Annotated in this window: 21 protein-coding genes; 5 read left to right on the forward strand and 16 right to left on the reverse strand. The window is 72.3% G+C overall.

The window, feature by feature from the left end; translation table 11 throughout:
* Nucleotides 1-24: 24 nt before the first annotated feature.
* From manD to BIU98_RS17290, 8 genes are all read right to left on the reverse strand, one after another.
* Nucleotides 25-1,407, reverse strand: coding sequence for a D-mannonate dehydratase ManD (manD, locus tag BIU98_RS17255; RefSeq protein ID WP_254788007.1), 1,383 nt, complete (start codon nt 1,405-1,407; stop codon nt 25-27).
* Complete coding sequence (locus BIU98_RS17260) at nt 1,404-2,681, reverse strand: mannitol dehydrogenase family protein (RefSeq protein WP_071279326.1); 1,278 nt, start codon at nt 2,679-2,681, stop codon at nt 1,404-1,406. Before BIU98_RS17260 ends, manD begins: the two co-directional genes overlap by 4 nt.
* Nucleotides 2,678-3,565: a sugar phosphate isomerase/epimerase gene (locus tag BIU98_RS17265; RefSeq protein ID WP_071279329.1), complete on the reverse strand. Its 888-nt coding sequence runs from the start codon at nt 3,563-3,565 to the stop codon at nt 2,678-2,680. Before BIU98_RS17265 ends, BIU98_RS17260 begins: the two co-directional genes overlap by 4 nt.
* A complete protein-coding gene (locus BIU98_RS17270) occupies nt 3,562-4,782 on the reverse strand; it encodes a Gfo/Idh/MocA family protein (RefSeq protein WP_071279331.1) in 1,221 nt (406 codons plus the stop codon). The genes BIU98_RS17265 and BIU98_RS17270 overlap by 4 nt, the downstream gene beginning before the upstream one ends.
* Nucleotides 4,779-5,615, reverse strand: coding sequence for a sugar phosphate isomerase/epimerase (locus BIU98_RS17275; RefSeq protein ID WP_071279334.1), 837 nt, complete (start codon nt 5,613-5,615; stop codon nt 4,779-4,781). The genes BIU98_RS17270 and BIU98_RS17275 overlap by 4 nt, the downstream gene beginning before the upstream one ends.
* Before the next feature lie 89 nt (nt 5,616-5,704).
* Nucleotides 5,705-6,655, reverse strand: coding sequence for a carbohydrate ABC transporter permease (locus BIU98_RS17280; protein WP_071279337.1), 951 nt, complete (start codon nt 6,653-6,655; stop codon nt 5,705-5,707).
* Nucleotides 6,652-7,698, reverse strand: a complete 1,047-nt coding sequence (locus tag BIU98_RS17285; RefSeq protein ID WP_071279340.1) for a carbohydrate ABC transporter permease — start codon at nt 7,696-7,698, stop codon at nt 6,652-6,654. Before BIU98_RS17285 ends, BIU98_RS17280 begins: the two co-directional genes overlap by 4 nt.
* Nucleotides 7,698-9,038, reverse strand: a complete 1,341-nt coding sequence (locus BIU98_RS17290) for an ABC transporter substrate-binding protein (RefSeq protein ID WP_071279343.1) — start codon at nt 9,036-9,038, stop codon at nt 7,698-7,700. Before BIU98_RS17290 ends, BIU98_RS17285 begins: the two co-directional genes overlap by 1 nt.
* A gap of 168 nt (nt 9,039-9,206) precedes the next feature.
* On the opposite strand from BIU98_RS17290, the gene BIU98_RS17295 reads away from it, so the two are divergent.
* Nucleotides 9,207-10,265 (forward strand): LacI family DNA-binding transcriptional regulator, encoded by a 1,059-nt coding sequence (locus BIU98_RS17295; protein WP_071279346.1) that lies wholly within the window; start codon nt 9,207-9,209, stop codon nt 10,263-10,265.
* Nucleotides 10,262-11,701 (forward strand): glucuronate isomerase, encoded by a 1,440-nt coding sequence (gene uxaC / locus BIU98_RS17300; RefSeq protein ID WP_071279349.1) that lies wholly within the window; start codon nt 10,262-10,264, stop codon nt 11,699-11,701. Before BIU98_RS17295 ends, uxaC begins: the two co-directional genes overlap by 4 nt.
* 123 nt (nt 11,702-11,824) lie before the next feature.
* Here the strand turns inward: uxaC and BIU98_RS17305 are convergent, their stop codons facing one another.
* Nucleotides 11,825-12,352 carry a gluconokinase gene (locus tag BIU98_RS17305; protein WP_071279352.1) on the reverse strand — a complete coding sequence of 176 codons (528 nt, stop codon included), beginning with the start codon at nt 12,350-12,352 and terminating at the stop codon, nt 11,825-11,827.
* 112 nt (nt 12,353-12,464) lie between these two features.
* Between BIU98_RS17305 and gndA the strand changes: the two genes are divergently transcribed.
* Together gndA and BIU98_RS17315 are read left to right on the forward strand one after the other, a co-directional pair.
* Nucleotides 12,465-13,922: an NADP-dependent phosphogluconate dehydrogenase gene (gndA, locus tag BIU98_RS17310; protein WP_083393367.1), complete on the forward strand. Its 1,458-nt coding sequence runs from the start codon at nt 12,465-12,467 to the stop codon at nt 13,920-13,922.
* Nucleotides 13,923-14,082: 160 nt separating this feature from the next.
* Nucleotides 14,083-14,553: a BLUF domain-containing protein gene (locus BIU98_RS17315; RefSeq protein WP_071279354.1), complete on the forward strand. Its 471-nt coding sequence runs from the start codon at nt 14,083-14,085 to the stop codon at nt 14,551-14,553.
* Nucleotides 14,554-14,570: 17 nt separating this feature from the next.
* Here the strand turns inward: BIU98_RS17315 and BIU98_RS17320 are convergent, their stop codons facing one another.
* Nucleotides 14,571-15,254, reverse strand: a complete 684-nt coding sequence (locus tag BIU98_RS17320) for a hypothetical protein (RefSeq protein ID WP_139200817.1) — start codon at nt 15,252-15,254, stop codon at nt 14,571-14,573.
* 123 nt (nt 15,255-15,377) lie between these two features.
* Between BIU98_RS17320 and BIU98_RS17325 the strand changes: the two genes are divergently transcribed.
* Nucleotides 15,378-16,943 carry a molybdopterin-dependent oxidoreductase gene (locus BIU98_RS17325; protein ID WP_083393360.1) on the forward strand — a complete coding sequence of 522 codons (1,566 nt, stop codon included), beginning with the start codon at nt 15,378-15,380 and terminating at the stop codon, nt 16,941-16,943.
* Here the strand turns inward: BIU98_RS17325 and BIU98_RS17330 are convergent.
* The 6 genes from BIU98_RS17330 to BIU98_RS17355 form a co-directional block, all read right to left on the reverse strand.
* The gene (locus tag BIU98_RS17330; RefSeq protein ID WP_368073051.1) at nt 16,924-17,769 is read right to left on the reverse strand and encodes a putative protein N(5)-glutamine methyltransferase; all 846 of its coding nucleotides are present in this window, start codon (nt 17,767-17,769) and stop codon (nt 16,924-16,926) included. The two genes, BIU98_RS17325 and BIU98_RS17330, sit on opposite strands and share 20 nt — an antisense overlap.
* Entirely contained in the window at nt 17,766-18,743 is a 978-nt protein-coding gene (locus BIU98_RS17335; protein ID WP_071279358.1) for a ribose-phosphate diphosphokinase, read from the reverse strand. Before BIU98_RS17335 ends, BIU98_RS17330 begins: the two co-directional genes overlap by 4 nt.
* Before the next feature lie 85 nt (nt 18,744-18,828).
* Entirely contained in the window at nt 18,829-20,256 is a 1,428-nt protein-coding gene (gene glmU, locus BIU98_RS17340; RefSeq protein WP_071279360.1) for a bifunctional UDP-N-acetylglucosamine diphosphorylase/glucosamine-1-phosphate N-acetyltransferase GlmU, read from the reverse strand.
* Between the two features lie 462 nt (nt 20,257-20,718).
* Nucleotides 20,719-22,098 (reverse strand): MFS transporter, encoded by a 1,380-nt coding sequence (locus tag BIU98_RS17345; RefSeq protein WP_071279362.1) that lies wholly within the window; start codon nt 22,096-22,098, stop codon nt 20,719-20,721.
* A 197-nt stretch (nt 22,099-22,295) separates the two neighbouring features.
* Nucleotides 22,296-23,336: an NAD(P)-dependent alcohol dehydrogenase gene (locus BIU98_RS17350; RefSeq protein ID WP_071279364.1), complete on the reverse strand. Its 1,041-nt coding sequence runs from the start codon at nt 23,334-23,336 to the stop codon at nt 22,296-22,298.
* Nucleotides 23,333-24,805: an ROK family transcriptional regulator gene (locus BIU98_RS17355; protein WP_071279366.1), complete on the reverse strand. Its 1,473-nt coding sequence runs from the start codon at nt 24,803-24,805 to the stop codon at nt 23,333-23,335. The genes BIU98_RS17350 and BIU98_RS17355 overlap by 4 nt, the downstream gene beginning before the upstream one ends.
* Nucleotides 24,806-24,812 lie beyond the last annotated feature (7 nt).

A 24,812-nucleotide genomic window follows, 5' to 3' on the forward strand; every position in this document is an offset into this window, starting at 1 on the left:
CTCGCAGAGGCTACCCGGGGCGCCTCACCAGTCGTGGACGGTGCCGTCGGCCAGGCGGTTGAACGGCAGGTAGGCCTGTTCGTAGGGGTACTTGCCTGCCTCGTCGACGTCGAGCGACACCCCGAGGCCGGGCTCGTCGCCCGGGTGCAGGTACCCGTCGGTGAACGTGAACGTCTGGCGGAACACCTGGTTCGTGCGGTCGCCGTGCTGCATGTACTCCTGGATGCCGAAGTTGTGGATCGCGAGCCCGAGGTGCATCTGAGCCGCGAGCCCCACCGGCGAGATGTCGGTCGGCCCGTGGAACCCGGACTTGACCTGGTAGAGCGCGGCGTAGTCCATCGTCTTCTTCAGCGGCGTGATCCCGCCCATGTGCGTCACGGCACCGCGGACGTAGTCGATGAGCTGGTCGCGGATGATGTCCTTGAAGTCCCAGATCGTGTTGAAGACCTCGCCGATCGCGAGCGGCGTCGTGGTGTGCTGCCGGACGAGCTTCAGGGCCTCCTGGTTCTCGGCGGGGGTGCAGTCCTCGAGCCAGAACAGGTCGTACGGCTCCAGGGACTTGCCGAGCTTGGCGGCCTGCAGCGGGGTCATCCGGTGGTGGCCGTCGTGCAGGAGCGGCAGCTCGGGGCCGAACTCGTTGCGGACGGCCTCGAACACGGTGGGCAGGTGGCGGAGGTAGGCCCGGGTGTCCCAGTCCTCCATCGCCGGGAAGGCCCCGCGCTGCGCGGGCTCGAAGTCGTAGCGGACGCCGGCATTGCCCTCGGTCGTCCGGTTCGACGCGATGCCGTAGATCGACTCGAGCCCGGGGACGCCCGTCTGCACGCGGATGGAGCGGTAGCCCTCCTCCTGGTGCGCGCGGATGGAGTCGAACAGCTCGGGGAGCTCCTTGCCCGAGGCGTGTCCGTACGCCATCAGGCCGGTGCGGGAGGCGCCGCCGAGCAGCTGGTACAGCGGCATGCCCGCGACCTTGGCCTTGATGTCCCAGAGCGCCATGTCGACGGCGGCGATCGCGGCCATCGTCACCGGGCCGCGGCGCCAGTACGACGAGCGGTAGAGGAACTGCCAGGCGTCCTCGATGCGGCTGGCGTCGCGCCCGATCAGCAGCGGGACGACGTGCTCGGAGAGGTACGCGGCGGCGGCGAGTTCCCGCCCGTTGAGCGTGGCGTCGCCGAGGCCGGTCACGCCGTCGGCGGTCGTGATCTTCAGCGTGACGAAGTTGCGGTCCGGGCTGGTCACGATGACCTCGGCCCGGTCGATCAGCTGCCGGCGGTCGGCACTGGCCCACGTGTCGGGTCGCCCGGCGGTGGCGTCGCCGCTGCGGCCGTCCGTCGCGCCGGGCACGGGGGCGGCGGGGTTCGTCGTGGTCGTCGCGCTCTGGCCGGGGGCGGCGTGGGTGGCGTCGGTCATGCGTTGACTCCTTCGTCGGAGGGCTGGCGGGCTGCTGCCGCGGCGGTGCGGATGCGGTCGGCCGCGGCGGTGACGGCCGCGACCACGGGGGTGGTGTCGAGGTCGGGCGCGACGACGGCCAGGACGTCGTGCACGTCCGAGCCTGCTCCGGGTGCGCCCGGGTCGTTCACGAGGTCCGGCTGCGTGGTCACGTGCAGCCACCACGCGGCGAGGAGGGTCGCCGCTCCGGGACCGATGCCGGCCGCCGGGTCACGGTCGAGGCGGTGCCGGACGACGTCGACCACGCGCACGGGCAGCTTCTGGGAGCCGCCGGACGCGATCTGCGCGAGGGTGTGCCGGATGCGCGGGTTGGCGAAGCGCTCGACGAGGGCCGCGCGGGCGTCGGCGACCTGGTCAGCGGGCAGCGTGAGCTCCTGGGCGGCCTCGTCCCAGAGGTCCTCCACTGCGGAGCGGCACACGGGGTCGGCCATCGCCCGCTCGACGGTCTCGTGGCCGAGGAGCAGTCCGAGGTAGGCGAGCAGGGAGTGCGACCCGTTGAGGAGCCACAGCTTCCGCTGCTCGTACGGGGTGACGTCGTCCACGACACGGACGCCCGCGGTCTCCCATGCGGGGCGCTCCCCCGCGAAGGCGTCCTCCACGACCCACTCGGTGAAGGGCTCCGTGACGACGGGCAGCCGGTCGCCGTCGAGGGCTCCGGGCAGCGCGGCGAGCGCCGCGACGTCGTCCTCGGTCGTCGCCGGGGTGATCCGGTCGACCATCGAGCTCGGGAACGTCACGGTGGCGTCGATCCAGGCCTGGAGGCCCGGGTCGGTCACGGCGTCGCGTACGGCCTGCCGCAGGACCTCGCCGTTGTGGGTGAGGTTGTCGAGGCTCATGAGCGTCAGCGGCCCGGCGTCGGCACGTCGACGGGCGTCGAGACCCCTGACGAGGCGTGCCGGGACGTCGGAGCCCTTGCGGTACCCCTGCTCGGTGACGGTCAGCGTCACGACGGTCGTGTCCGGCGACGCGAGCGCCGCCGTCCACGCGGCGTCGTCGCTGCCGGGGTGTGCCGCGACCACGACGTCGACCACCTCGGCGGTGTCGCCGTCCGCCGCGCGGGTGACGAGCGTGTAGTGGCCGTCCTGCGCGGTGAGCGCCTCGGCCACGGCGGGCGAGCGGCCGGTGAACGCCGTGATCCCCCACGCCTGCCCCGACGCGTGCTGGGTGTACCAGGCGAGGTGGGCGCGGGCGAAGGCACCGATGCCGAGGTGGACGATGCCGGGTCGACGGCTCACGCGCTCACCGGTACGAGAGACCGCAGGTACGCGAGGTTGTCGGCCGTCCGTTCTGCCAGGGGCAGGTCGGTGGAGAAGTCCTCGATCGTGACCCAGCCGTCGTAGCCGAACGCCCGGAGGTCGTCGAGGTACTCGGACACCGACGCCTGTCCGGTGCGGAGCGGCGCCCACTCGTGCTGCCAGGTGCTGCTGCCGTCGGCCCGGGTGTCGCCGGTGTCGACCCAGCGGGCGTTCTTCACGTGCACGTGCGCCAGGTACGGGCCGAGGAGCTCGAACGCGGCGAGGTGGTCCTCGTGGCCCTCGATGACGAGGTTGCCGAGGTCGTGGATGATCCCGACGTGCTCCGGGTCGAGGCCGTCGACGAGCCGCAGGGCCGCCGAGGCCGACGGCGTGATGGTCATGTGGTGCAGCTCGACCAGGGCCTTGACGCCGAGGTCCGCCGCACGGGACACCGCCCACTCGAGGTCGGCGCGGGTGCGGTCGAACAGCTGCGGGTAGGTCTCGCCGGTGCGGGTCTTCTCCTGCCGGTAGACGGGCATGCTGATCCGCACCTGCCCCGCGCCGAGCTCGCTCGTCACGCGGAGCATGGTCTCGACGCCGTCGTGGTCGGCGGCCTGCTGGTAGCCGCCGATGCCGGAGTACTCGAGCCCGGCGCCGTCGGTGGTCCTGGCGATCTCCCCGACCTGGTCGGTGATGCCCGTGTACTGCCAGGTCGCGTTGTTGCCGGCCCAGAAGGCACGCTCGGCGGGCACCGTGGTGCCGTCGGCGGGACGGTCGTCGACGATCCGCCACTCGATGCCGTCCCAGCCCTGCGCGGCGAGGGTCTCCGCTGCCTGCGCCGGGGTCCAGTCGGGGGTGGACGCGGTGAACACGGAGAACTTCATCGTGCTGCTCCTTCTGCTGCTGCGACGGGCGAGGCGTGCACGACGGGCACGACGTCGTCGTACCGGCCGTCGATGACGTCGTCGATCCGCACGGGCTGCCCCAGCGTCGCACTGACGTAGAGGCCGCGGACGGTGGCGAGGGACACGAGGGCGTCGTCGACGGTGACGCCCGGGTCGCGACCGGTGCGGATGGCGTCGACGATGTCGTCGTACTGCCGGCCGTGCCCGGCGAGGAAGTGCTCGGGCTCGGGTGGCCCGCCGACGACGTGCTCGGCGGGGACGACGTCGGACTTCTGGTCGACCGGGTCGGCCACGGCGGTGGTGTTCGCGCTCGCGGCTGCCGAGGCCAGGGCGGCGGCGTCGGGGGCGACGTGGAAGTAGCTGAGCTTGTCGTCGTCGACCACGGCCGACCCCTGCGTGCCGTACACGGCGTAACGGGCGGAGAGGCCCGGGTACGCGGCGGTCGTGCAGTGGATGACCCCGAGCGCCCCGGTGTCGAAGCGGACGGTGGCGACGGCGGTGTCCTCGACCTCGATCCGGTCGTGCGCGAGCAGCCCGATCTGCGCGGAGATCTCCACCGGGCGCCCGAGCGTCCACACGAGCAGGTCGACGGTGTGCACGCCCTGGTTCATCACCGCGCCGCCGCCGTCGAGGTCCCAGGTGCCGCGCCAGTCGCCGGAGTCGTAGTACCCCTGCGAGCGGAACCACGCCACGCTCGCGACACCCGAGGTCACCCGGCCGAACCCGCCGCCGTGTGCCGCTCGGGCGACCGCGACGGATGCCGGGTCGAAGCGGTGCTGGCTGATGACGCTGACGACCAGCCCGCGTTCACGGGCGGACGCGGCGAGCGCGGCGATCTGCCGGGCGCGGGGCATCGTGGTGTCGAGGGGCTTCTCGATCACGACGTGCTTGCCGGCGGCGAGCGCCGCCTCGGCGAGCTGGACGTGCATGCCCGACGGGGAGCAGATCGCGACGACGTCGATGTCGGTCTGCGCGATGGCGTCCTCGATGGTGGCGGTGGTGAGGGGACGCGGCGCCCCCGAGGCCTCGATCTCGTCGGCGGCACCGGTGGCCGCGGTCGGGACGGCGTCGACGAGCGCGACGACGTCGAGTCCGGGGTTCGCGAGGGCGACGCGGGCGTGGTGGCGGCCGATGACGCCGGCGCCGACGACGGCCAGGCGCAGCGGTGCGGTGGTGCTGGTGGTGTCTGCGGTCATCGCAGGGTCACTCCGATCTGGTCGGTGAGGGTGCGGAAGGCACGGCCGGCGCGGCCGAACGCCGCGGGGCCGGAGAACCCGCCGAGGGCGTTGACGTCGGTCAGGTGCGGTTCGAGCGAGGCGTAGCCGGAGTACCCGGCGTCGCGCAGCGCGGTGAGCGTGAGCAGGAGTTCGCCGTCGCCCTGGCCCGCGGGGACCACGGACGAGTCGGCGGCGACCGCGTCCTTCACCTGCAGGTAGTCGACGTACGGCGCGAGCTGCTCCCAGCCGTCGGTGAACGGCCGGACCCCGCACTGCACGTAGTTGGCGTTGTCCCACGCGAGTCGGAGGGACGAGGACCCGACGCTCTCGACGACGTCGAGCACCCGGGAGGGGACGTCGCCGTAGATGTCCTTCTCGTTCTCGTGCAGGAGCGTGACGCCTTCCCGCGCGGCCAGGTCGGCGAGGGCGCGCATCCGCACGAGGACGTCGTCGCGGACGCTCTCGGGGGTGCGGCCTGCGAAGTAGAAGGAGAAGATGCGGATGTTCGTCGTGCCGAGGGCGTGCGCGGCGGCGATGGCGCGACCGAGCCGGGTGACCTCGTGCTCGACGGGTTCGTCGACCGACACCTTGCCGATCGGCGAGGCGATGGCGGACACGGTCTGCCCGCGCTCCTCGAACACCCGGTGGAGCCCGACGAGCTGGTCGTCGTCGAGGTCGACGACGTTCACCCCCCAGGCGCTGCGGACCTCGATCGCGCTGGCGCCGAGCGCCTGCAGGACCGCGACCTGGACCGCGGGGTCGGCGTCGATCTCGTCGCCGAACCCGGAGAGTTCCCAACTGAGCTGGGGCATGGCATTCCCTTCTTGGTGACCTGGTGAGCAGCCTGGACCGGCGGGGCGGACCCGCGCCGGGCCTCCAGGCTGTCTGTGGAGAACTCGCGCTACTTCACGGAGCCGGCGGTGAGACCACCCACGAGGTAGCGCTGGAAGATCAGGTAGAGGGCGACGACCGGCAGGGCGCAGACGATGGAGGCGGCCATCATCTGGCCGTAGATCGGCACCGCGCCGCCCTCCTGGGTCGTGCCGAGCACCTGCAGGACCACGGCGACCGTCCTGGTGTTCGGGGTCGTCATGATCGTGGAGAACAGGACGTCGTTCCAGCCGAGCAGGAAGGCGAAGATCGCGGACACGACGATCCCGGGCCAGGACAGCGGCAGGACGATCCTCGTGAGGATCTTCGTCGAGGACGCGCCGTCTATGCGGGCCGCCTCCTCGAGCTCCTTCGGCAGCCCGCGGAGGTACGTCACCATGACCCACGTCGAGAACGGCAGGGCGAACGTCAGGTAGGTGACGAACAGGCCCCAGCGGGTGCCGATGACCTGCACGCCCGTGGCGCTCGCGATGTTGGCGAAGACGACGAACACCGGCAGCAGCAGGAGCGTGCCGGGGATCGACTGCAGCGCGAGCAGGCCGCGGAGGAACGTCAGCCGGCCGAGGAACCGGAAGCGGACGAGCACGTAGGCCGTCGACACGGCGAGCGCGGCGCTGCACACGGCGACCGCACCGGCGGTCAGGATGCTGTTGACGAGCCCCTGCCCGAGCGCGACCGTCGACCAGATCTCGGCGTAGTTGGCGAGGGTGAACTCGGACGGGAAGTACTCGCCGCGGGCGACCGCGACGTCGGAGTTGACCGAGCCGAAGACGATGTAGAGCACCGGGACGGCGATGAACGCGACGATGACGGCGATCACGGTGACGAGCAGCCAGCGCGGCAGCAGTCGGGTGACGTCGGTGTCGTACGGACGCTTCTGCCGGCGGCCACCGCGTGGAGCCGTGATGCTCTCGGTGAGCGTGGCGGTCGGACGGGTCCTGGTGGTGCTGTACCCGCTCATGCGCGTGCTCCCTCGATGTCGGCGGCGGTCGGGGCGGCGAGCACGGCGCGGTCGGCACGGCGCTGCTTCCGGTTCGGACCCGCGTCGTCACCGGTGTCGAGCTGGACGGCCCGCAGGTAGACGAAGAGCGGGATGGCGACGATCACGAGCGAGCAGATCGCCATCGCGGCGGAGAGTCCGAAGCGGAACGACTGGAAGCTGGCGATGTACGTCAGGACGGGCATGACCTCGACGCTCGAGGGCAGCGGGATGCCGAACAGGACGAACGGCAGCGTGAAGTTGTTGATGTTGTGCAGGATCGAGATGATCACCGCCAGGCTCAGCGGACCGCGCAGGTACGGGAACACGACGTCGCGGAGCTTGATCCACCAGGTGGCGCCGTCGAGCGAGGCGGCCTCGTGCACCTCGAGGTCGACCGCCTGCAGCCCGGCGAGGGACAGCAGGTAGACGAACGGCCAGCTCGTCCAGACCATCACGCCGGCGAGGGCCCAGTAGGACGCCGAGCCGTTCAGCCAGAGCACGTCGGTGTGCAGGACCGAGTTCACCACGCCCTGCGGCTGGAGCATCGTGCGGAAGAACGTGCCGACGACGAACGCCGGGAGCACGTAGGGGATCAGGTAGACCGACCGGACGAGTCCGCGGCCGCGGAACCGGTTCTGCGTCGAGATGGCGGCGGCGACCCCGATCGGGACGGTGACGGCGGTGACGAGCACCGCGAGCGACACCGAGATCCAGATGGAGTGCAGCAGCGGCGAGTTCGTGAAGGCCTCGGCGAAGTTCGCGAACCCGACGAACGGAGCGCTGAACCACTGCCGGAGCGTGTACTGGTCGAGGTCGAGCATCGCGATGAAGAACCCGACGAGGAGCGGGACCACGATGATCGCGAGCATGAGGAGACCACCGGGGAGCAGCATCCAGAGGGGACGTTCCCGCTTGTACAGCGGGGTCGTGCCGTGGGGGCGGACCGGGCGGTGCCCGTCCGTCCGCCCGGGTGCGGACTCGGTGCGTGACTGCGTGTCGGTGCGTGGCTGCGTGTCGGTCATCACAGCCCTCCGTTCTTCTGCCGGTCGAGCGTGGCCTGGGCGTCCCGCTGCGCGTCCTGCAGGCGCCTGCGGAGCTGGTCGTCGGTGACCTCGCCGCGCTTGAGCGACGGGATCGACTGCACGACGACGTCGACGAGCGCGAGCTGGATGTCCGACCACGCGCCGGTGAAGGCGGTGGGCTTGGACAGGCGGCCGGCGTCGATGATGGGCTTGAGCTGGGGGTTCTCCGCCGCGAGCTGCGCGGCGGCGTCCACGTTCGTGGGCAGGTTGCCGAACAGGTCGTAGTACTCGAGCTGGGCCTTCTTGGTGCTCAGCTGCTTGATGAACGTGAACGACAGGTCCTGCTTGGTGCCGTAGTCGGCGACGACGAAGTTGTCGCCGGAGAGGATGCTGGCGGCCTCGATGCCACCAGCCGGGCGCGACGTGGCGCCCGGTGGCACGGTCGGCAGCAGGGCGAACGCGTACTTGCCGTCGACCTTGGTGCCCTTGAAGGAGTTGATGGCGGTGGTGGTCGTCATCGGGAAGAACGCGGCCTTGCCCTCGGTGAACTGCGCGAGGGCCTGCGCGTTGTTCCACCCGATCGCCGACTCGTCCACGACGCCGTCCTTCGTCACCCAGTCGAAGTACGTCCGGTAGGCCTGCTGCACGGCGTCCGCGTCGAGCTCCGCCTTCGAGCCGTCGACGATCGTGTTGCCGGCGTTCTGCGCCATCCCCCAGATGAACTTCCACGGGTCGAAGCCGTCGGCGTAGGCGATCGCCAGACCGTGGCGGTCACCGGTCGTGGTGGCCTTCGCGTCCGCGGTGAGCTGGTCCCACGTGGTCGGCATCTCGGTGATGCCGGCCTGGGCGAGCAGGTCAGTGTTCACCGCCATCACGAACGGCCGGCTGGCGAACGGGATCCCGATCTGCTTCGACGCACTCGGGCCGGAGATGCCGAACGACGCCGGGTCGAACTGGTCCTTCCCGCCGATGGCATCCCACTGCTCCGTGCCCATCCGGACGAAGGCGCCGGTGGCGTACGCGGTCGGGGTGAAGGTGGTGCCGATCGCGTAGACGTCCGGGCCCTGGCCGGAGATGACGCTCGTCTGGATGGCGGTCAGTTCCTCCTGTGCAGAGGAGTACGTCTCCCACTGGACGTCGGCTCCGGTGGTGCGCTTGAACTCGGCAGCGGTCTCCTGCTGCCACTGCTTGCGTTCCTTGGGGTAGGTCGTGTCCGCGCCCATCATGACGCGGAGCGTGTTGGGGTCGTCGCCGCTGCCGTTGACGATCGCGCATCCCTGGAGGGACAGCGTCGCGAGGGCGACCACGACCACGGAACCGATCAGGGTCCGTGTCTTCATGGGGGTTCCTCCTCGAGCCTCCCCCGAGCGGCGCTGCTCGGGGTGTCACCGGGGCGAGCCGGCTGACGACCACTGTCGCGCGGGTGGCAACATGCGGCAACCGGTTGCCACTTGTTGCCAGACCGGCCTAGCGTTCGGGACACGCAGCAGCACACCAAGGAGGTGCACGTGACCGACACCGACGCATCCCGCCGCGTCACGATCCGTGACGTCGCCACCGCCACGGGGGTCGCACCGTCGACGGTGTCCCGCGCCCTGTCGCTCCCCGACCGTGTGAACCCCGTCACGCAGCAGCGCATCCAGCAGGCCGCCCGCGACCTCGGCTACGTCGCGAACTCGCAGGCCAGGGCCCTGACGTCCGGCAGGACCCGGGCGGTCGCGGTCCTGGTCTCCGACATCACGAACCCGTTCTACTTCGACGTCATCCGGGGCACGCAGCACCAGCTCGCGGCGGCCGGGTGGACGCAGCTGCTCGTCGACACCGAGGAGTCCGCCGACGCCGAGATGGCCGCCCTCAGCGCGGTGTCGACGAAGGCCGACGGCGTCGTGCTCACCGCGTCGCGCCTGTCCGACGCGCAGATCGCGAAGTTCGCCGAGCGCACCCCGCTCGTGGTGGTCAACCGCCGCCCGGCCGGGGTGCCGTCCGTGCTCATCGACACCCCGGGCGGCGTCGAGCAGGCCGTGCAGCACCTGGTGTCGCTCGGGCACCGTGACGTCCTGTACGTCGCGGGGCCGGACAGCTCGTGGTCGAACGAACGCCGCTGGCGCGCCCTGGTGCGCGTCGCGAAGCGCCTGGACGTCCGCGTCGCCCGCATCGGTCCGCACGCCCCGTTCGTCGACTCCGGTGCCGCCGCGGCCGACGCCGCCGTGCACACGGGAGCGACGGCGTGCATCGCCTTCAACGACCTCATCGCGATCGGCATGCTCGGCCGCCTCCGGGAGCGCGGCGTCCGCGTGCCCGAGGACATCAGCATCGTCGGCTGCGACGACATCTTCGGCGCCGACTTCTGCAACCCACCGCTCACCACGATGACGTCGCCGATCGAACGGGCCGGCCGCGTCGCGATCCGGATGCTCCTCGGTCGGCTCGGTGCCGTCCCGGCCGACGAGCTCCCCGGCGAGCACATGAGCGGCGCCGTCGCCCTGCCGACCCACCTGACGGTGCGCGAGTCCACCGGGCCAGCGCCCGCCACGCCGTCCACGCCGTCCTTCCCGAGGAGTCGATGATGACCACCACCGCCCCGCGCACCCTGGCCCCGCACCCGGACCGGCTGTTCCCCGCCGACCCCGCCACCAGGACCATCGCCCGCACCGTGTACGAGGCCGTCGCCTCCGCGCCGATCATCTCCCCGCACGGGCACGTCGACGCGGCCCTGATCGCGGACGACCAGCCGTTCGCCGACCCCGCCTCGCTGCTGATCACGCCGGACCACTACGTCCTGCGGCTCCTGCACGCGAACGGTGTCGGACTGGAGGCGCTGGGTCGCGCCGATCTGTCGGGAACCGGCACCGTGCCTCCTGGCCGTGCCATCTGGCGGAACCTGGCGGAGCACTGGGACGACTTCCTCGGCACGCCCGTCCGGTACTGGTTCGAGACGGAGCTGCACGACGTCTTCGGGCTGACGGAGCAGCCGTCGGCCGCGAACGCGGACGCGCAGTACGACCACATCGCGGGCCTGCTGCAGCAGCCGCAGATGCGGCCGCGCGCCCTGTTCGACGCCTTCGGCATCGAGGTCCTCGCCACCACGGACGCCCCGGACGTCGACCTCGCCGCGCACGCTCGCCTGGCCGCCGACCCCGGCTTCCGCGGCCGGGTGGTCCCCACCTTCCGTGCGGACGCCGTCTTCGACCCGTCCCGACCGGACTGGAGGCTCGTGGTCGCGTCCGTCGGCCAGGCCGCCGGCATCGACACGGGCACCCACGACGGGCTGCTCGCGGCACTCCGCGCACGCCGGCAGTACTTCATCGAGCACGGTGCGACCGCGACGGACACCGGGGTGCTCGACGCCGGGTCGACCCCGCTGTCGCCGTCGGAGCGCGCGCGGATCCACGCGGCCGCGCTGCAGGGGCCAGCCGGGGTGACCGCGGCGGAGGCCGTGGCCTACCGGCACGACATGCTCTTCCGGTGGGCCGAGATGAGCGTCGACGACGGCCTGGTGATGCAGCTGCACCCGGGGATCATCCGGAACCACCACACGCCGACCGCCGACCGGTTCGGGCCGGACACCGGGCACGACCTGCCCGCGGTCGGCGCGTTCACCGAGCCGCTGCGGCCGCTGCTCGAGGCCTTCGGCACCGCACCCGGCTTCCACCTGGTGCTGTTCACCGTCGACGAGACCGTGTTCTCGCGGGAGATCGGCCCGCTCGCCGGGTTCTACCCGGCCGTGTACGCCGGGGCGCCGTGGTGGTTCATCGACACCCCCGCGGCGATCGGACGCTACCGGTCGGCGGTCACCGACTCGACGTCGTTCACGAAGACGTCCGGGTTCATCGACGACACCCGGGCGTACTGCTCCATCCCCGCGCGGCACGACATGGCGCGGCGGGCCGATGCGGCGTACCTGGCGTCACTCGTCGTCACGCACCAGGTGTCGGAGGAGGACGCCGTGCGCACCGCGCAGCGGATCGTGTCCGACATCCCGCGGGCGACGTTCAAGTTGTAGGGGGCGGCTGCCGGGGGGCGCTCCGCTCGTGGTGCTGGGTTGACCACTCGGTGCGGCGCCGTCGTGGCGCACGGGGTGGTCGAGCTCGCACGGGGCTGCCTCGCCAGGGCGGCGTCGGCCTCGTCAGGGCAGGAGGGCGAGGATGCGTGCGACCGTCTCGTCGACGGTTCCCTGGATCGGGACGGCAGCGCCGGCCTCGTCCTCCGCGGGAGGCTCGAGCGTGCCGAACTGCGAGTCGAGCAGCGAGTTCGGCATGTACTCGTGGTGCCGGTGCGACTGCCGGTCCGCGATGAGCTCCCGCGACCCGTCGAGGTAGGCGATGAACAGCCCGGGCGCGCTCGCCCGCAGCCGGTCACGGTAGACGCGCTTGAGGGCGGAGTTCGCCATCACGCAGCGCTTCCCCGCGGCCTCGACCTCGGCGATGCGGGCGGCGCAGGCGTCGAGCCACGGCCAGCGGTCCTCGTCCGTCAGGGGCGTGCCCTGCCGCATCTTCTCCTTGTTGGACGCCGGGTGCAGGTCGTCGGCGTCGACGAACTCGGCGGCTTGCCCACGGTCGTCCAGCGCCGTCGCGAGGGCCGCGCCGATCGTGGACTTGCCGGAGCCGGAGACGCCCATGACGAGGACGGGCGGGCGGGTCGTCTGGTCGCTCATGCCTCCACCGTATGGGCTTCAGCGGCTGTTCTCCCCAGGTTGCCGCAACTGTCGGGCAGTCCCAGCGCGGCGGACGTAGCGTGGGCGAAACGTGACGACGAAGGAGATCCTCGTGGCAGACAGCAACGGTCAGGCGAACATCGGTGTGGTGGGGCTCGCGGTGATGGGGTCGAACCTCGCTCGCAACCTCGCTTCTCGGGAGGGCAACACGGTCGCGGTCTACAACCGCACCTACGCCCGGACCGAGGAACTGATGCAGGAGCACGGCGACGCCGGGTTCATCGCGTCGGAGGACATCGACGGCTTCGTGGCGTCGCTGTCGAAGCCGCGCACCGCGATCATCATGGTGCAGGCCGGCAAGGGCACGGACGCCGTCATCGGGCAGCTCGCCGAGCGGTTCGAAGCCGGCGACATCATCGTCGACGGCGGCAACGCGAACTTCCAGGACACCATCCGGCGCGAGCACGAGCTCCGCGAGCAGGGCCTGAACTTCGTCGGCACCGGCATCTCCGGCGGCGAAGAGGGCGCCCTGCACGGCCCGTCGATCATGCCGGGTGGCTCGGACGAGGCCTGGGAGACCCTGGGGCCGATCCTGACGTCCATCGCTGCGGTGGCCGAGGGCGAGCCGTGTGTGACCCACGTCGGCACCGACGGCGCCGGCCACTTCGTGAAGATGGTGCACAACGGCATCGAGTACGCCGACATGCAGCTCATCGCGGAGTCCTACGACCTCCTCCGCCGCGTCGGGGGCCTCTCCGTCGAGGACCTCGTCAAGGTGTTCGACGAGTGGAACAAGGGCGACCTCGAGTCCTACCTGATCGAGATCACCGGCGAGGTCCTCAAGCAGCAGGACGCCGACACCGGCAAGCCGCTCGTGGACGTCATCCGCGACGCCGCCGGCTCCAAGGGCACCGGTGTGTGGACCGTGCAGAACGCGGTCGGTCTCGGCATCCCGGTCTCCGGCATCGGCGAGGCGGTCTTCGCCAGGGCCGTGTCGTCGAAGGCGTCGCAGCGGGCCGCCGTCCAGAAGTCGGTGAAGAACCGGCCGTCGATCGCCGAGGTCCCCGACACCTTCGCCGACGACGTCCGCGCGGCGCTCTACGCGTCGAAGGTGGTCGCGTACGCCCAGGGCTTCGACCTCATCATCGCCGGCGCCAAGGAGTACGACTGGGACATCAACCTCGGTGACATGGCGAAGATCTGGCGCGGCGGTTGCATCATCCGCGCCCAGTTCCTGAACCGCATCGTCGAGGCCTACGACAAGGACCCGGAGCTCGAGTCCCTGCTCGTCGACCCGTACTTCGCCGACGCCGTGGCCGAGGGCGAGGCCGCCTGGCGTCGCATCGTCGGCATCGCGGCCGCGTCGGGCGTCCCCGCGCCAGGCTTCTCGTCCGCGCTGTCGTACTTCGACGCGCTCGCGTCCGACCGGCTGCCGGCGTCCCTGATCCAGGGCCAGCGGGACTTCTTCGGCGCGCACACGTACCAGCGCGTCGACAAGGACGGCACCTTCCACACGCTGTGGTCCGAGGACGGCCGCCGCGAGGTCGAGCAGGAGCCGTCGACCCACTGACCCGACCCCGATCGCGTCACCGAGGGCCTCGCCGTTGCGGGGCCCTCGGTGCGTCCTCCGGCCCTGCCGATCCGCGACTTCCGGATGTCGCCCGACCATCCGACTCGTTCAGCGGACGTCCGCGTTGACCCGACCCCGACGCCCGTTCCAGACTGCAGCCATGACCACCCTCGTGTCCCTCGTGTACATGTCCGTCGCCGCCGACGAACTCACCGATGCGGAACTCGTCGGCCTCCTCCGGGACGCCCGCCTGAAGAACGGTGCGCTCGGGGTCTCCGGACTCCTCGTGGCCAAGGGCGGCCGCTTCATGCAGGTGCTTGAAGGCCCGGAGTGGAGCGTCGAGGACCGCTTCGCCGCGATCAAGGCCGACCCCCGGCACCAGGACGTCAAGTCGCTGTCGGTGGAGCGCATCGACGCCCGCCGGTTCGACGGCTGGTCCATGGCGTTCGGCAACCCCTCGGACGCCGATGTCCGGTCCGACCCGGGTTTCAGCACGTTCCTCGAGCGCCGGTCCGGCCTGCCGAAGGAGCTCGCGGGCTCCCCCGCGGACTGGCTGCTGCGGTGGTTCCGCAGCCGCGACCTGCGTGCGGTGTCGGACGAGCAGGTGTCGCTGGCGCGGACGGCCGCCTGAGCAGCAGCTCCCGCACGTCACGCGACGATGCGCTCCCGCGCCAACTCCGCGACGAGGCGGTCGAGCTTCGGCCCGCGGCCGAGGACCCGCCGCGAACCGGGCGCCGTCCGGACGAAGAACGTCGCGACGGCCGTCGTCTCGTCGGGCCGGACGTAGTGCACCGCGACCGCGCAGCCCAGACGGCCACCGGGACCACTCGCGTCCTCGAGTCCGACGTGCATGACCCGGCTCCACCGGACCACGAGCAACCGGGTGGCCCGACGCTCGTCGAGCTCCCAGAGCGAGGCCTCGGTCGCGCCGAACGCCCACGTCACGCGGGCACCGAGCGGGACCTCGGGTCGGGTCTCCTCGACCGTCAGCCGGAGCTCGGCGGTGGGAGCGGCCGGCACCAGCCACACCGTCGGGTCGATCCGTCGGATGGCCATGGCGAGCGACTCGTCCTCGCGGCGCCGGCGGTGGCCCTGCATCCGGAGGAGCCCGGCCAGGACGACCCCGACCCCGAGGGCGATGACGACCACCTCGGCGATGCCGAACACGGTGAGGTCGGCGTCCGGCGTCCGCGACACCACGACGATCCTGGCGACCAGGAGGGCTGCCCACACACCGACGATCACCCATCGGATCAGGGCGAGGCGACGGAGCGGCGACATCCGCTGCCGGGCGCGACCATCCCGCGGGACACGGTCGGGTCGCCTCAGCACGTCCCGATCCTCGCACGGTCCGCCGGAGAACCCCACCGACCACCCGTGAACACCCGGCGACCCGCTCAGGTGGGACGAGCCTCCACAGGCGGTGCACTCAGCGTGCGGCCGTAGCATCGGCCGGTGCCCACCAGTCGAACGACCCTGCGTCCGCGCCTGGCCGCGGCCGCGGCCGGCGTCGTCGCCGCGCTCGCCTTCCTCGCCGTCGCCGAACTGTGCGCCCTCGTCCTCGGCGGTGCCGGCAGCCCCCTCGTCGCGGTCGGGTCCGCGGTCATCGACCTCGCGCCCGGCGGCGCGAAGGACCTCATGGTCGCGCTGTTCGGCACGGGCGACAAGGTGGCGCTCTTCGTGCTGATGGCGGTGCTCATGCTCGCAGTCTCGGCCGGCGCCGGGATCCTGGAGCTCCGCCGACCGCCCTTCGGCGCGCTCGTGTTCGCCATCGGTGGGGCGCTGTCGCTGCTCGCCGTCACCACCCGGTCCGGCTCGGGCACCTGGGACGGCGGCCCGTCGGTCCTCGGGGTGGGTGCGGCCGTGATCGTCGTCCGCGTGCTCGTCGAGCGGCTGCGGACCTGGCGGTTCGCGGCGGCGACCCCGACCAGGACCGACGGACCACTGCCGGAGCGCCGGTCGTTCCTCGTCTGGACGGCGGCACTCGGAGTGGTCTCGATCGTGGCCGGCGCGGGCGCGCGACTGGGCACGGCCGGCATGCAGCGCGCCGCAGCGGCCCGGCGCGCCATCCGCCTGCCGGCACCGGTCAACGCAGCGCCCGCGGTCCCGGCAGGTGCCTCGCTCGACGTCGAGGGCATCACCCCCTACGTCACCCCGAACGCCGACTTCTACCGGATCGACACCGCGCTCCGGGTGCCGTCGATCGACCCCGCGGACTGGTCGCTCCGGGTCCACGGCGCGGTCGAGCACGAGATCACCCTGAGCTGGGACGACCTCCTCGCCCTGCCGCTCGAGGAGCACATGGCGACGTTGAGCTGTGTGTCGAACGAGGTCGGGGGCGACCTCATCGGCAACGCGCTCTGGCTCGGCCACCCGATCCGGACGCTCCTCGCCCGCGCCCGCCCGACCGGGGACGCCGACATGGTCCTCTCGACGAGCGAGGACGGCTTCACCGCGGGCACGCCGCTCGACGTCCTGCAGGACGAGAACACGAACGCGCTGCTGGCCGTCGGCATGAACGGCGACCCGCTGCCCGCGGAGCACGGCTTCCCCGTCCGGATGGTCGTCCCCGGGCTGTTCGGCTACGTCTCCGCCACGAAGTGGGTGGTCGACCTCGAGGTCACGCGGTTCGCCGACGCCCAGGGCTACTGGACCCCACGCGGCTGGTCAGCTCGTGGCCCGGTCAAGCTCGAGTCGCGGATCGACACCCCGGCGAACGGCACCACCGTGGCCGTCGGCGACCGGGTGGCGATCGCGGGGGTCGCCTGGCATCCGCACACCGGCGTCAAGGCCGTGCAGGTGAAGGTCGGGTCGGCGGACTGGCAGGACGCCGAACTCGCCGACTCCGTGTCCTCGGACACGTGGCGGCAGTGGGTCCTGCGGTGGACGGCGACGGCCGGCACGCACGACGTGCGGATCCGGGCCGTCGGTGCCGATGGTCAGGTGCAGACGAGTGTGCAACGTCCGCCGGCGCCGAACGGCGCCACCGGGTGGGACACGATCACGCTGACGGCGCGCTGAGGCCGGTCGGACCAGCAGCGCCGGCAACCGCGGCGGCGGCAGCACCGTCGGCCGCGGCGACTGCCACCACGCACGTGCCGTCGACCTCGTCGTCGTGCTCGACCCGAGCCGCGAACCCCGCAGCCGCGAACACCGCGACGGAGTCCGACGCCTGGGCCGACGACACCTCGATGACCACGGCGCCGCCCGGCCGGAGCCACTCCCCCGCGCCGGCGGCGATCCGGCGGTGCAGGTCGAGGCCGTCCCCGCCGCCGTCGAGCGCCACGCGGTGCTCGTGGTCGCGGGCCTCGGCGGGCATGGTGGCGATGGCGTCGGTCGGGACGTACGGCGCGTTCACGGCGATGACGTCCACCACCCCGCGGAACCGGACCGGCAGCGGTGCGAAGAGGTCGCCGGCGACGACGATGCCGCGGTCGCCGATGTTCTCGGCGGCGACGTCGACCGCGTCGGGGTCGATGTCCGACGCGACGAGGTCGAGTGCGCCGACGCGTCCGAGCAGGGCGACGGCGATCGCTCCGGCGCCGCAGCACAGGTCGACCACGCGGTCGTAGCGGTGCAGCAGCCGTGCGGCCTGCTCGACCACGACCGTGGTGCGGGTGCGCGGGACGAAGACACCCGGTGTGACCCGGACGCGGTGGCCGTCGAACGCGGCCCACCCGAGGACGTACTCGAGCGGCTCACCGGCGACGCGGCGCTGCACGACCGAGCGGAGCCGTGCCGGGTCGCCGTCGCCGGCCGCCAGCAGCAGGTCGGCCTCGTCCTCGGCGAAGACGCTCCCCGCCGCCCGGAGTCGGGCGGCGAGGGCGTCACGGGCGGGGTGGATCAGGCTGCACCGTCGAACATCGACGTCACCGAGCCGTCGTCGAAGACCTCGTGGATCGCGCGCGCCAGCAGCGGGGCGATCGGCAGGATCTCGAGACGGTCCCAACGCTTCTCGACTGGCACCGGCAGGGTGTCGGTCACGACGACGCGGTCGATGAACTCGCTCTGCAGCAGTTCGGTGGCCGGGTCGGAGAACACAGCGTGCGTCGCGGCGACCACGACGCCGATCGCCCCGGCGGCCTTCAGGGCCTCTGCGGCCTTGGCGATGGTGCGGCCGGTGTCGATGAGGTCGTCGACGAGCAGGCACCAGCGACCGGAGACGTCACCGACGATCTCGTGCACGGTGACCTGGTTCGGCACGAGCGGGTCGCGACGCTTGTGGATGATGGCGAGCGGTGCGCCGAGCTTCTCCGACCAGATGTCGGCCACGCGGACGCGGCCCATGTCCGGGGAGACGACCGTCAGCATCGACGGGTCGAGGATCGCCTTGAAGTGCTCGAGCAGGACCGGCATCGCGAAGAGGTGGTCGACGGGGCCGTCGAAGAAGCCCTGGATCTGCGCGGCGTGCAGGTCGACGCTCATGATGCGGTGCGCGCCGGCGGCCTTGAACAGGTCGGCGACGAGTCGGGCCGAGATCGGCTCGCGCCCACGGCCCTTCTTGTCCTGCCGCGCGTACGGGTAGAACGGCGCGACGACCGTGATGCGCTTGGCGGAGGCCCGCTTCAGCGCGTCGACGATGATGAGCTGCTCCATGAGCCACTCGTTGATGGGCGCCGTGTGCGACTGGATGACGAAGGCGTCGCACCCGCGGACCGACTCGTCGAAGCGGACGTAGAGCTCGCCGTTCGCGAAGGTGCGGGCGTCGGTGGGGACGAGTTCGACGTCGAGCTCGTCAGCGATCTGTGCAGAGAGCTCAGGGTGGGCTCGACCCGAGACGAGGACGAGTCGTTTCTGGCCGGTCGTTTTGATTCCGGACAAGTGCCGTACTCACTCCCTGGCCCCGCGGGGCCGTGTCCGGACCCGTTGCCGGGCCCTCGTGTGACGGCGGGTGGCCGTCAAGGTGTCATGCGCCTCGCGCGCGCCGAGCCGCCTCGGCCGCCGGCGTGCCGGGTCGGTGTTCCTGGACCCAGTCGTCGGTGTTGCGCTGAGGGGCGTAGCTGATCGCGAGCGATCCGGCAGGGACGTCCTTGCGGACTGTCGTCCCTGCACCCGTGTACGCCCCGTCCCCAATCCTAACCGGGGCGACGAACACGTTGTGCGAGCCGGTGCGGACGTTCGACCCGACCTCGGTGCGGTGCTTGTGCACGCCGTCGTAGTTCGCAGTGATCGTGTTGGCCCCGATGTTCGAGTCCTCGCCCACCTCGGCGTCACCGATGTAGGACAGGTGCGGGACCTTGCTGCCCCGCCCGATCCGCGCGTTCTTCGTCTCGACGAAGGTGCCGATCTTGCCCTGGTCGCCGAGGACCGTGCCCGGCCGCAGGTACGCGAACGGCCCGACCGAGGCGCCGTCGCCGATCACGGCGAGCGTGGCGTCGACGCGGTTGACCGTCGCCCCGACACCGACCTCGGTGTCGCGGAGGGTCGTGCCCGGGCCCACGACGGCTCCGGCAGCGATGGCGGTCGCACCGATGAGCTGCGTGTCGGGGAGGATCTCGGCGTCCGCCTCGATCGTCACGTCGAGGTCGATCCACGTCGAGGTCGGGTCCTGGATGGCGACGCCGGCGAGCTGGTGGCGTCGGACGATCCGGTCGTTGAGCACCCGGGCCGCGTCGGCGAGCTGGGCACGGTCGTTGATGCCGGCGACGAGCCACGGGTCCGGCAGCGTCACGACGTCGATGCGCCCACCGCGTGCCTGGATCAGGGCCGGGGCGTCGGTGATGTACATCTCGCCCTGGGCGTTCTGGGTCGTGATCGACGGCAGCACCTCGCGCAGGTGCGTCACGTCGAACGCGTAGATGCCCGCGTTCGTCTCGGTGATCGCGCGCTGGTCCTCGGTCGCGTCCTTGTGCTCGACGACCCCCGCGAAGGCGCCGTCCGCATCGCGCAGGATCCGCCCGAGGCCGGTCGGGTCCGGCGCGATGGCGCTGACGAAGGTGACGGCGTTGCCGGCCACGCCGTGGGCGTCGACCAGCGCGCGCAGGCTCGGCCGGTCCAGCAGCGGGACGTCACCCGAGAGCACGATGACCGCCCCGTCGAACCCGGCGGGCAGCGCGGCGACCGCGACCTCCACGGCGCGTCCGGTGCCCGGGACGTCGTCCTGGTCCACCACGATCGCGTCCGGCATGCGCTCGGACACCTCGGCGGCGACACGCTCGCGCTCGTGCCGCACCACGACCACGACGTGCTCCGGCGCGAGCGACTCGGCCGTGCGCAGGACGTGCGCGACGAGCGGCAGCCCGGCGAGCCGGTGCAGCACCTTGGGCGTGGAGGACTTCATGCGTGTGCCCTGCCCGGCGGCGAGGACGACGACGGCGATCCGCTGGTCGGTCATGTCCCCATCCTGGCCCACCCGGCCAGCGCGCACCAACGCCACCACCCACCGGACGGGAGGCTCGCCCCGCGTCCGGCACCGAGCCTCCCGTCCGGTGGCCTGCCGCTCCCCGGCAGCGACACCGTCGAGGTCGTACGACAGCGGTCTTGTCGCGCAGTGTCTGGGCCCGGGGTCGCCGCGACAACGTCGAGGTCGTACGACAGCGGTCTTGTCGTTCCGAGTCGGGAAGGGTGCGGTGAGACGCATCGACCGCGTGCGCATGTTCCGACACCGCACGCGTCGAACGACCGCCGCCGTGTCGGCAGATGCGTGCGCATGTGCGACAACGTCGAGGTCGTACGACAGCGAGTTTGTCGCGCAGTGCCTGGGCCCGAGGGAGCCGCGACACCGTCGAGGTCGTGCGACAGCGAGTTTGTCGTTCCGAGTCGGGCAAGGGCTCCGCGCGGCGTGCACGCCCGCGGGTCAGGCCGCGGCGGGGACCCGGGGCTCGGGCTTGACGAAGGCCATCAGCACCAGGCCGGCGACCAGGACCACCACGACGCCGATGATCCCGAAGCGGGTGGACCCCCCGACGGTCACGGCGAGGCCGAACATCGCGGGGGCGATGAACGACGCCGCGCGGCCGGTGGTGGCGTAGAGGCCGAAGAGCTCACCCTCGCGGCCGGGCGTCGCGAGCCGCGTCAGGTACGAGCGCGAGGACGCCTGCACCGGCCCGACGAACACGCACAGCGCGAGCCCGAGCACCCAGAACCCGGCGGGCGCACTGCCGACGAAGAGCACCGTCGTCCCGCACACCGCCAGACCGACGAGCGACACCATGATGAGCGCGCGGGAGCCGTAGCGGTCGTCCAGCCGGCCGGACGCGAAGGTGGCGATGCCGGCGACGATGTTCGCGGCGATGGCGAACAGGATGACCTGGGACGCGCTGAAGCCGAAGACCTGCGCGGCGATGATCCCGCCGAAGGTGAACACCGCGCCGACACCGTCGCGGAACACCGCGCTGGCCACGAGGAACGCCAGGACGTTGCGCCGCTCACGCCAGAGCCGGGCGACGTCCCGCCCGAGGTCCCGGTACGCGGACAGCAGGGTGCCGGCGCGGGCGGGGTCGCGCTCGGCCTCGGGCACGACGAGGAACAGCGGGATCGAGCTCACGGCCAGCCAGACGGCGGCGATGCCGATGGCCACGCGGACGTCCCACTGCCCAGAGGCGACCGTCGCGGGCAGGTCGAGCAGGCCCGCCGTGTCGCCGGCGCCGAAGTCCTGGATGCAGAGGACCAGGAGCACGACGAGCAGCACGATGCCGCCGAAGTACCCGGCGGCCCAGCCGATCGCCGACACGCGGCCGGTCGTGCGCCCCGGGGCGACCTGGCTGAGCATGGCGTTGTAGCCGACGCACGCGATCTCGTACGCGACCGTCCCGATGCCGATGAGGGCGGCGCCGAGCACCAGGAGCGGCTGGCTCGGGGCGACGAAGACCATCGCGCCGATCGACAGGGCGACGCCGATCGTGGCGACGAGCACGGAGCGGCGACGGTGGCCGGAGGAGTCCGCCAACCGGCCGACCGCGGGAGCGACCAGGGCGACGACGATGCCGGCGATCGTCAGCGCGGTCGAGACGACGGTGGCGTTGTGCGCGAGCTGGTCCTGGACGGCCTGCTTCGCGGCCGCGGAGGAGTCCTCGGCCGCGACGAGCGCCGGGTCGACGAACGCGCGGCTCGCCAGGTAGGTGCTGAACACGAAGGTCGTGACGACGGCGTTGAACGCCGCCGATCCCCAGTCCCAGAGCGCCCAGGAGACGAGGGCGCGACGATCGGTGCGCTGCGGCGGTGGAGCGACGGTCATGCGCGAACCGTAGCGCGTCCCGGTGGCGCGGGGGTGGCCCCGGTCCGGGGCGCGCGCCGGACGGGAGGCTCGGGGCGGGCTGGCACCGAGCCTCCCGTCCGGTGAGTGGTGCGGCCACCGATCGAGGGAGCAGGAATCGTCGGGTGCGTTCAGGCGACCCGACGATTGCTGCTCCCTCGACGGCGTGGGTGGGCGCGTCAGGCTGCGGGGACGCCGCCGGGGTAGACCACGGACTTCAGGGAGTCGGGGTCGGTGTCGCTCTCGAGGGCCTCGCGCACGTCGTCGAGGCCGAAGCGCCCGGTGACCAACGAGTCGAGGTCGATCTGGCCGGAGGCGACCAGCTCGATCGCGACCGGCCACGTGCCGGTGTAGCGGAAGATGCCGGTGACCGTGACCTCGAGGTTCTGGATGTGCTCGACGGGCAGGCTCATCTCGGAGTTGCCGAGGCCGACCAGGACGGCGGCGCCGGCGGGTCCGACGGCCTTGATGCCGTCGGAGACCGCGCGGGGTGCACCGCTGGCGTCGATGAAGGCGTCGACGGGGACGATGTCGGACGCGACCGACACGACGGTGGGGTCGACGACCTCGGTGGCACCGTAGGACAGTGCCCGCTCACGCCGCTCGGCGACGAGGTCGCTGACGACGATGCGGCTGGCGCCGAAGGCCTTGGCGGTCTGGGCGCAGATGATGCCGATCGGACCGGCACCGGCGATGAGGACCGAGGAGCCGGGGACGATCCGCGCTTTGCGGACCGCGGCGATGGCGACGGAGAGCGGTTCCAGGAGGGCGCCGGCCTCGAACGACACGGAGTCGGGCAGCGGGTGGGCGAACTCGGCCTCGATGGTGACGTACTCGGCGAAGGCGCCGTCGACCGGCGGCGTCGCGTAGAAGCGCATGTGCGGGCAGAGGTTGTAGCGGCCGGCCAGGCACTGAGCGCAGCGGTGGCAGGGGCGCTGCGGCTCGACGGCGACGCGCTCCCCGATGCGGGCGGCGTCGACGCCCTCGCCGACGGCGGTGATCGTGCCGGAGAGCTCGTGGCCGAGGACGAGGGGCTCCTCCACGACGAAGTCGCCGATGCGGCCGTGGCGGAAGTAGTGCACGTCGGAGCCGCAGACGCCGACCGCCGCGACCTGGACGAGCACGTCGCCGGGGTCGACGGCGGGGACGGGGCGGTCCTCGACGGTGAGGGCGTCCTGGCCCTGCAGGACGCTGACGCGCTGGGTGTCGGTGGTGCTCATGCGGTGCTCGCTCTCTGGTGCGTGGTGGCGACCCGGGTGGGGTGGCCGGTCGGGTCGGTGTCGGCGGCCCGGGTGGGGTGGCCGGTCGGGTCGGTGTCGGCGACCCGGGGCGGGTGGCCGGTCGGGTCGGTGTCGGCGACCCGGGCCGGGTGGCCGGTCGGGTCGGTGTCGGCGACCCGGGTGGGGTCGTCGAGGAGGTCGCGGAAGCCGATCTCGGCGGCTCCGCGGAGCAGGACGTCCCGGCCGAGGGCGGCGGGGACGATGCGGACGCGGTCGGCCATGGCGGCCATCGACTGCTCCCGCACGGCGGTGACGATGCGGTCCCCCACGTGCCCGAGCAGCACGCCGAGGAACCCACCGAGGACGACGACCGCGGGGTTCACGGTGTGGATGGCGTTGCGGAGCCCGGTGGCCAGCGCTGCCACCTGCCGGTCGACGACGCGCGTGATCGCGGATGGCCCGTCGGGGAGCGCTCCGGCGTCGGCCGGCGTCGCGGTGTCGGCCCGCGCCGCGTCCTCGGCCAGCGCCGCCGCGAGCGCCTGCAGGTCGTCGGCGGGGACCCCGGTGACGGCGACGAGCGCCGCACGGGAGGCCTCGGTCTCCAGGCACCCGATCGCGCCGCAGTGGCAGCGGATGCCGTTCGCGGCGACGAAGGTGTGGCCCATCTCGCCCGCGTACCCGTCGGCACCGTTGAGCGGTCGGCCGGCGCTGATCACGCCGCCACCGATGCCGCTCGCGCCGCCGTTGAGGTAGATGAGGTCGCGGACGCCCCGGCCGCTGCCGTACAGGTGCTCCGCCCGGGCACCGAGGTTGGCGTCGTTCGCGACCCGGACGGGGTGCCCGGTGGCGGCGGCGAGGGGTTCCGCGAAGGGCTCGTCGCGCCAGCCGAGGTGCGGGGCGTACCGGACCAGGCCGTCCTCGACGCGGACCGTGCCGGGGATCGCGACGCCGATGCCGACCAGGCGGAGGCCGACGAGCTCCTCGTGCAGGCCGTCGAGCAGGGCGGCGACGAGCCGGACGGCCTCGTGGGCGGTGGGTCGCTCGGCGGTGTGCTCGGTGACGCGCACGCGGATGGAGCCGTCGAGGCCGACGAGCGCCACGGTGACGGCGTCGATCTCCACGGTGACCGCGGCCGCGACGACGTCAGCGGAGGCGCGGACGGTCGGGCTCGGTCGACCGCGGCCGGTGCCGGGCGCGGGTGCCGGTGTGGTGCCGGCCGACAGCGAAGCGCCGGTTGCCGTCCTGGCCCCGGCCCCGGCCGCCGTCGCGTCGCCGCCCGCCCCGGCGGCCGCACCGCCGTCCAGGTCCTCCCCCACCAACCCGAGGTCGACGAGCTCCCCGACCAGCGCCAGCGTGGTCGAGCGGTTCAGGCCGGTCAGGCGGGTGAGGTCGGCCCGGGTGAGCGGGCCGTCCTCGTGGACGATGCGGAGCACGCGGGCGGTGTTCCGCCGGGGGACGTCGGTCGGCACGCGGAGC

This window comes from Curtobacterium sp. MMLR14_010, assembly GCF_001865015.1.
Lineage (GTDB): Bacteria > Actinomycetota > Actinomycetes > Actinomycetales > Microbacteriaceae > Curtobacterium.

Excerpts from the sequence above, each read along its gene's own strand:
- BIU98_RS17265 (WP_071279329.1), bottom strand. The coding sequence starts at position 3,565 with ATGAAGTTCTCCGTGTTCACCGCGTCCACCCCCGACTGGACCCCGGCG.
- BIU98_RS17290 (WP_071279343.1), bottom strand. The coding sequence starts at position 9,038 with ATGAAGACACGGACCCTGATCGGTTCCGTGGTCGTGGTCGCCCTCGCG.
- uxaC (WP_071279349.1), top strand. The coding sequence starts at position 10,262 with ATGATGACCACCACCGCCCCGCGCACCCTGGCCCCGCACCCGGACCGG.
- glmU (WP_071279360.1), bottom strand. The coding sequence starts at position 20,256 with ATGACCGACCAGCGGATCGCCGTCGTCGTCCTCGCCGCCGGGCAGGGC.
- BIU98_RS17270 (WP_071279331.1), bottom strand. The coding sequence starts at position 4,782 with ATGACCGCAGACACCACCAGCACCACCGCACCGCTGCGCCTGGCCGTC.
- BIU98_RS17345 (WP_071279362.1), bottom strand. The coding sequence starts at position 22,098 with ATGACCGTCGCTCCACCGCCGCAGCGCACCGATCGTCGCGCCCTCGTC.
- BIU98_RS17275 (WP_071279334.1), bottom strand. The coding sequence starts at position 5,615 with ATGCCCCAGCTCAGTTGGGAACTCTCCGGGTTCGGCGACGAGATCGAC.
- BIU98_RS17280 (WP_071279337.1), bottom strand. The coding sequence starts at position 6,655 with ATGAGCGGGTACAGCACCACCAGGACCCGTCCGACCGCCACGCTCACC.
- BIU98_RS17350 (WP_071279364.1), bottom strand. The coding sequence starts at position 23,336 with ATGAGCACCACCGACACCCAGCGCGTCAGCGTCCTGCAGGGCCAGGAC.
- BIU98_RS17305 (WP_071279352.1), bottom strand. The coding sequence starts at position 12,352 with ATGAGCGACCAGACGACCCGCCCGCCCGTCCTCGTCATGGGCGTCTCC.
- manD (WP_254788007.1), bottom strand. The coding sequence starts at position 1,407 with ATGACCGACGCCACCCACGCCGCCCCCGGCCAGAGCGCGACGACCACG.
- BIU98_RS17315 (WP_071279354.1), top strand. The coding sequence starts at position 14,083 with ATGACCACCCTCGTGTCCCTCGTGTACATGTCCGTCGCCGCCGACGAA.
- BIU98_RS17285 (WP_071279340.1), bottom strand. The coding sequence starts at position 7,698 with ATGACCGACACGCAGCCACGCACCGACACGCAGTCACGCACCGAGTCC.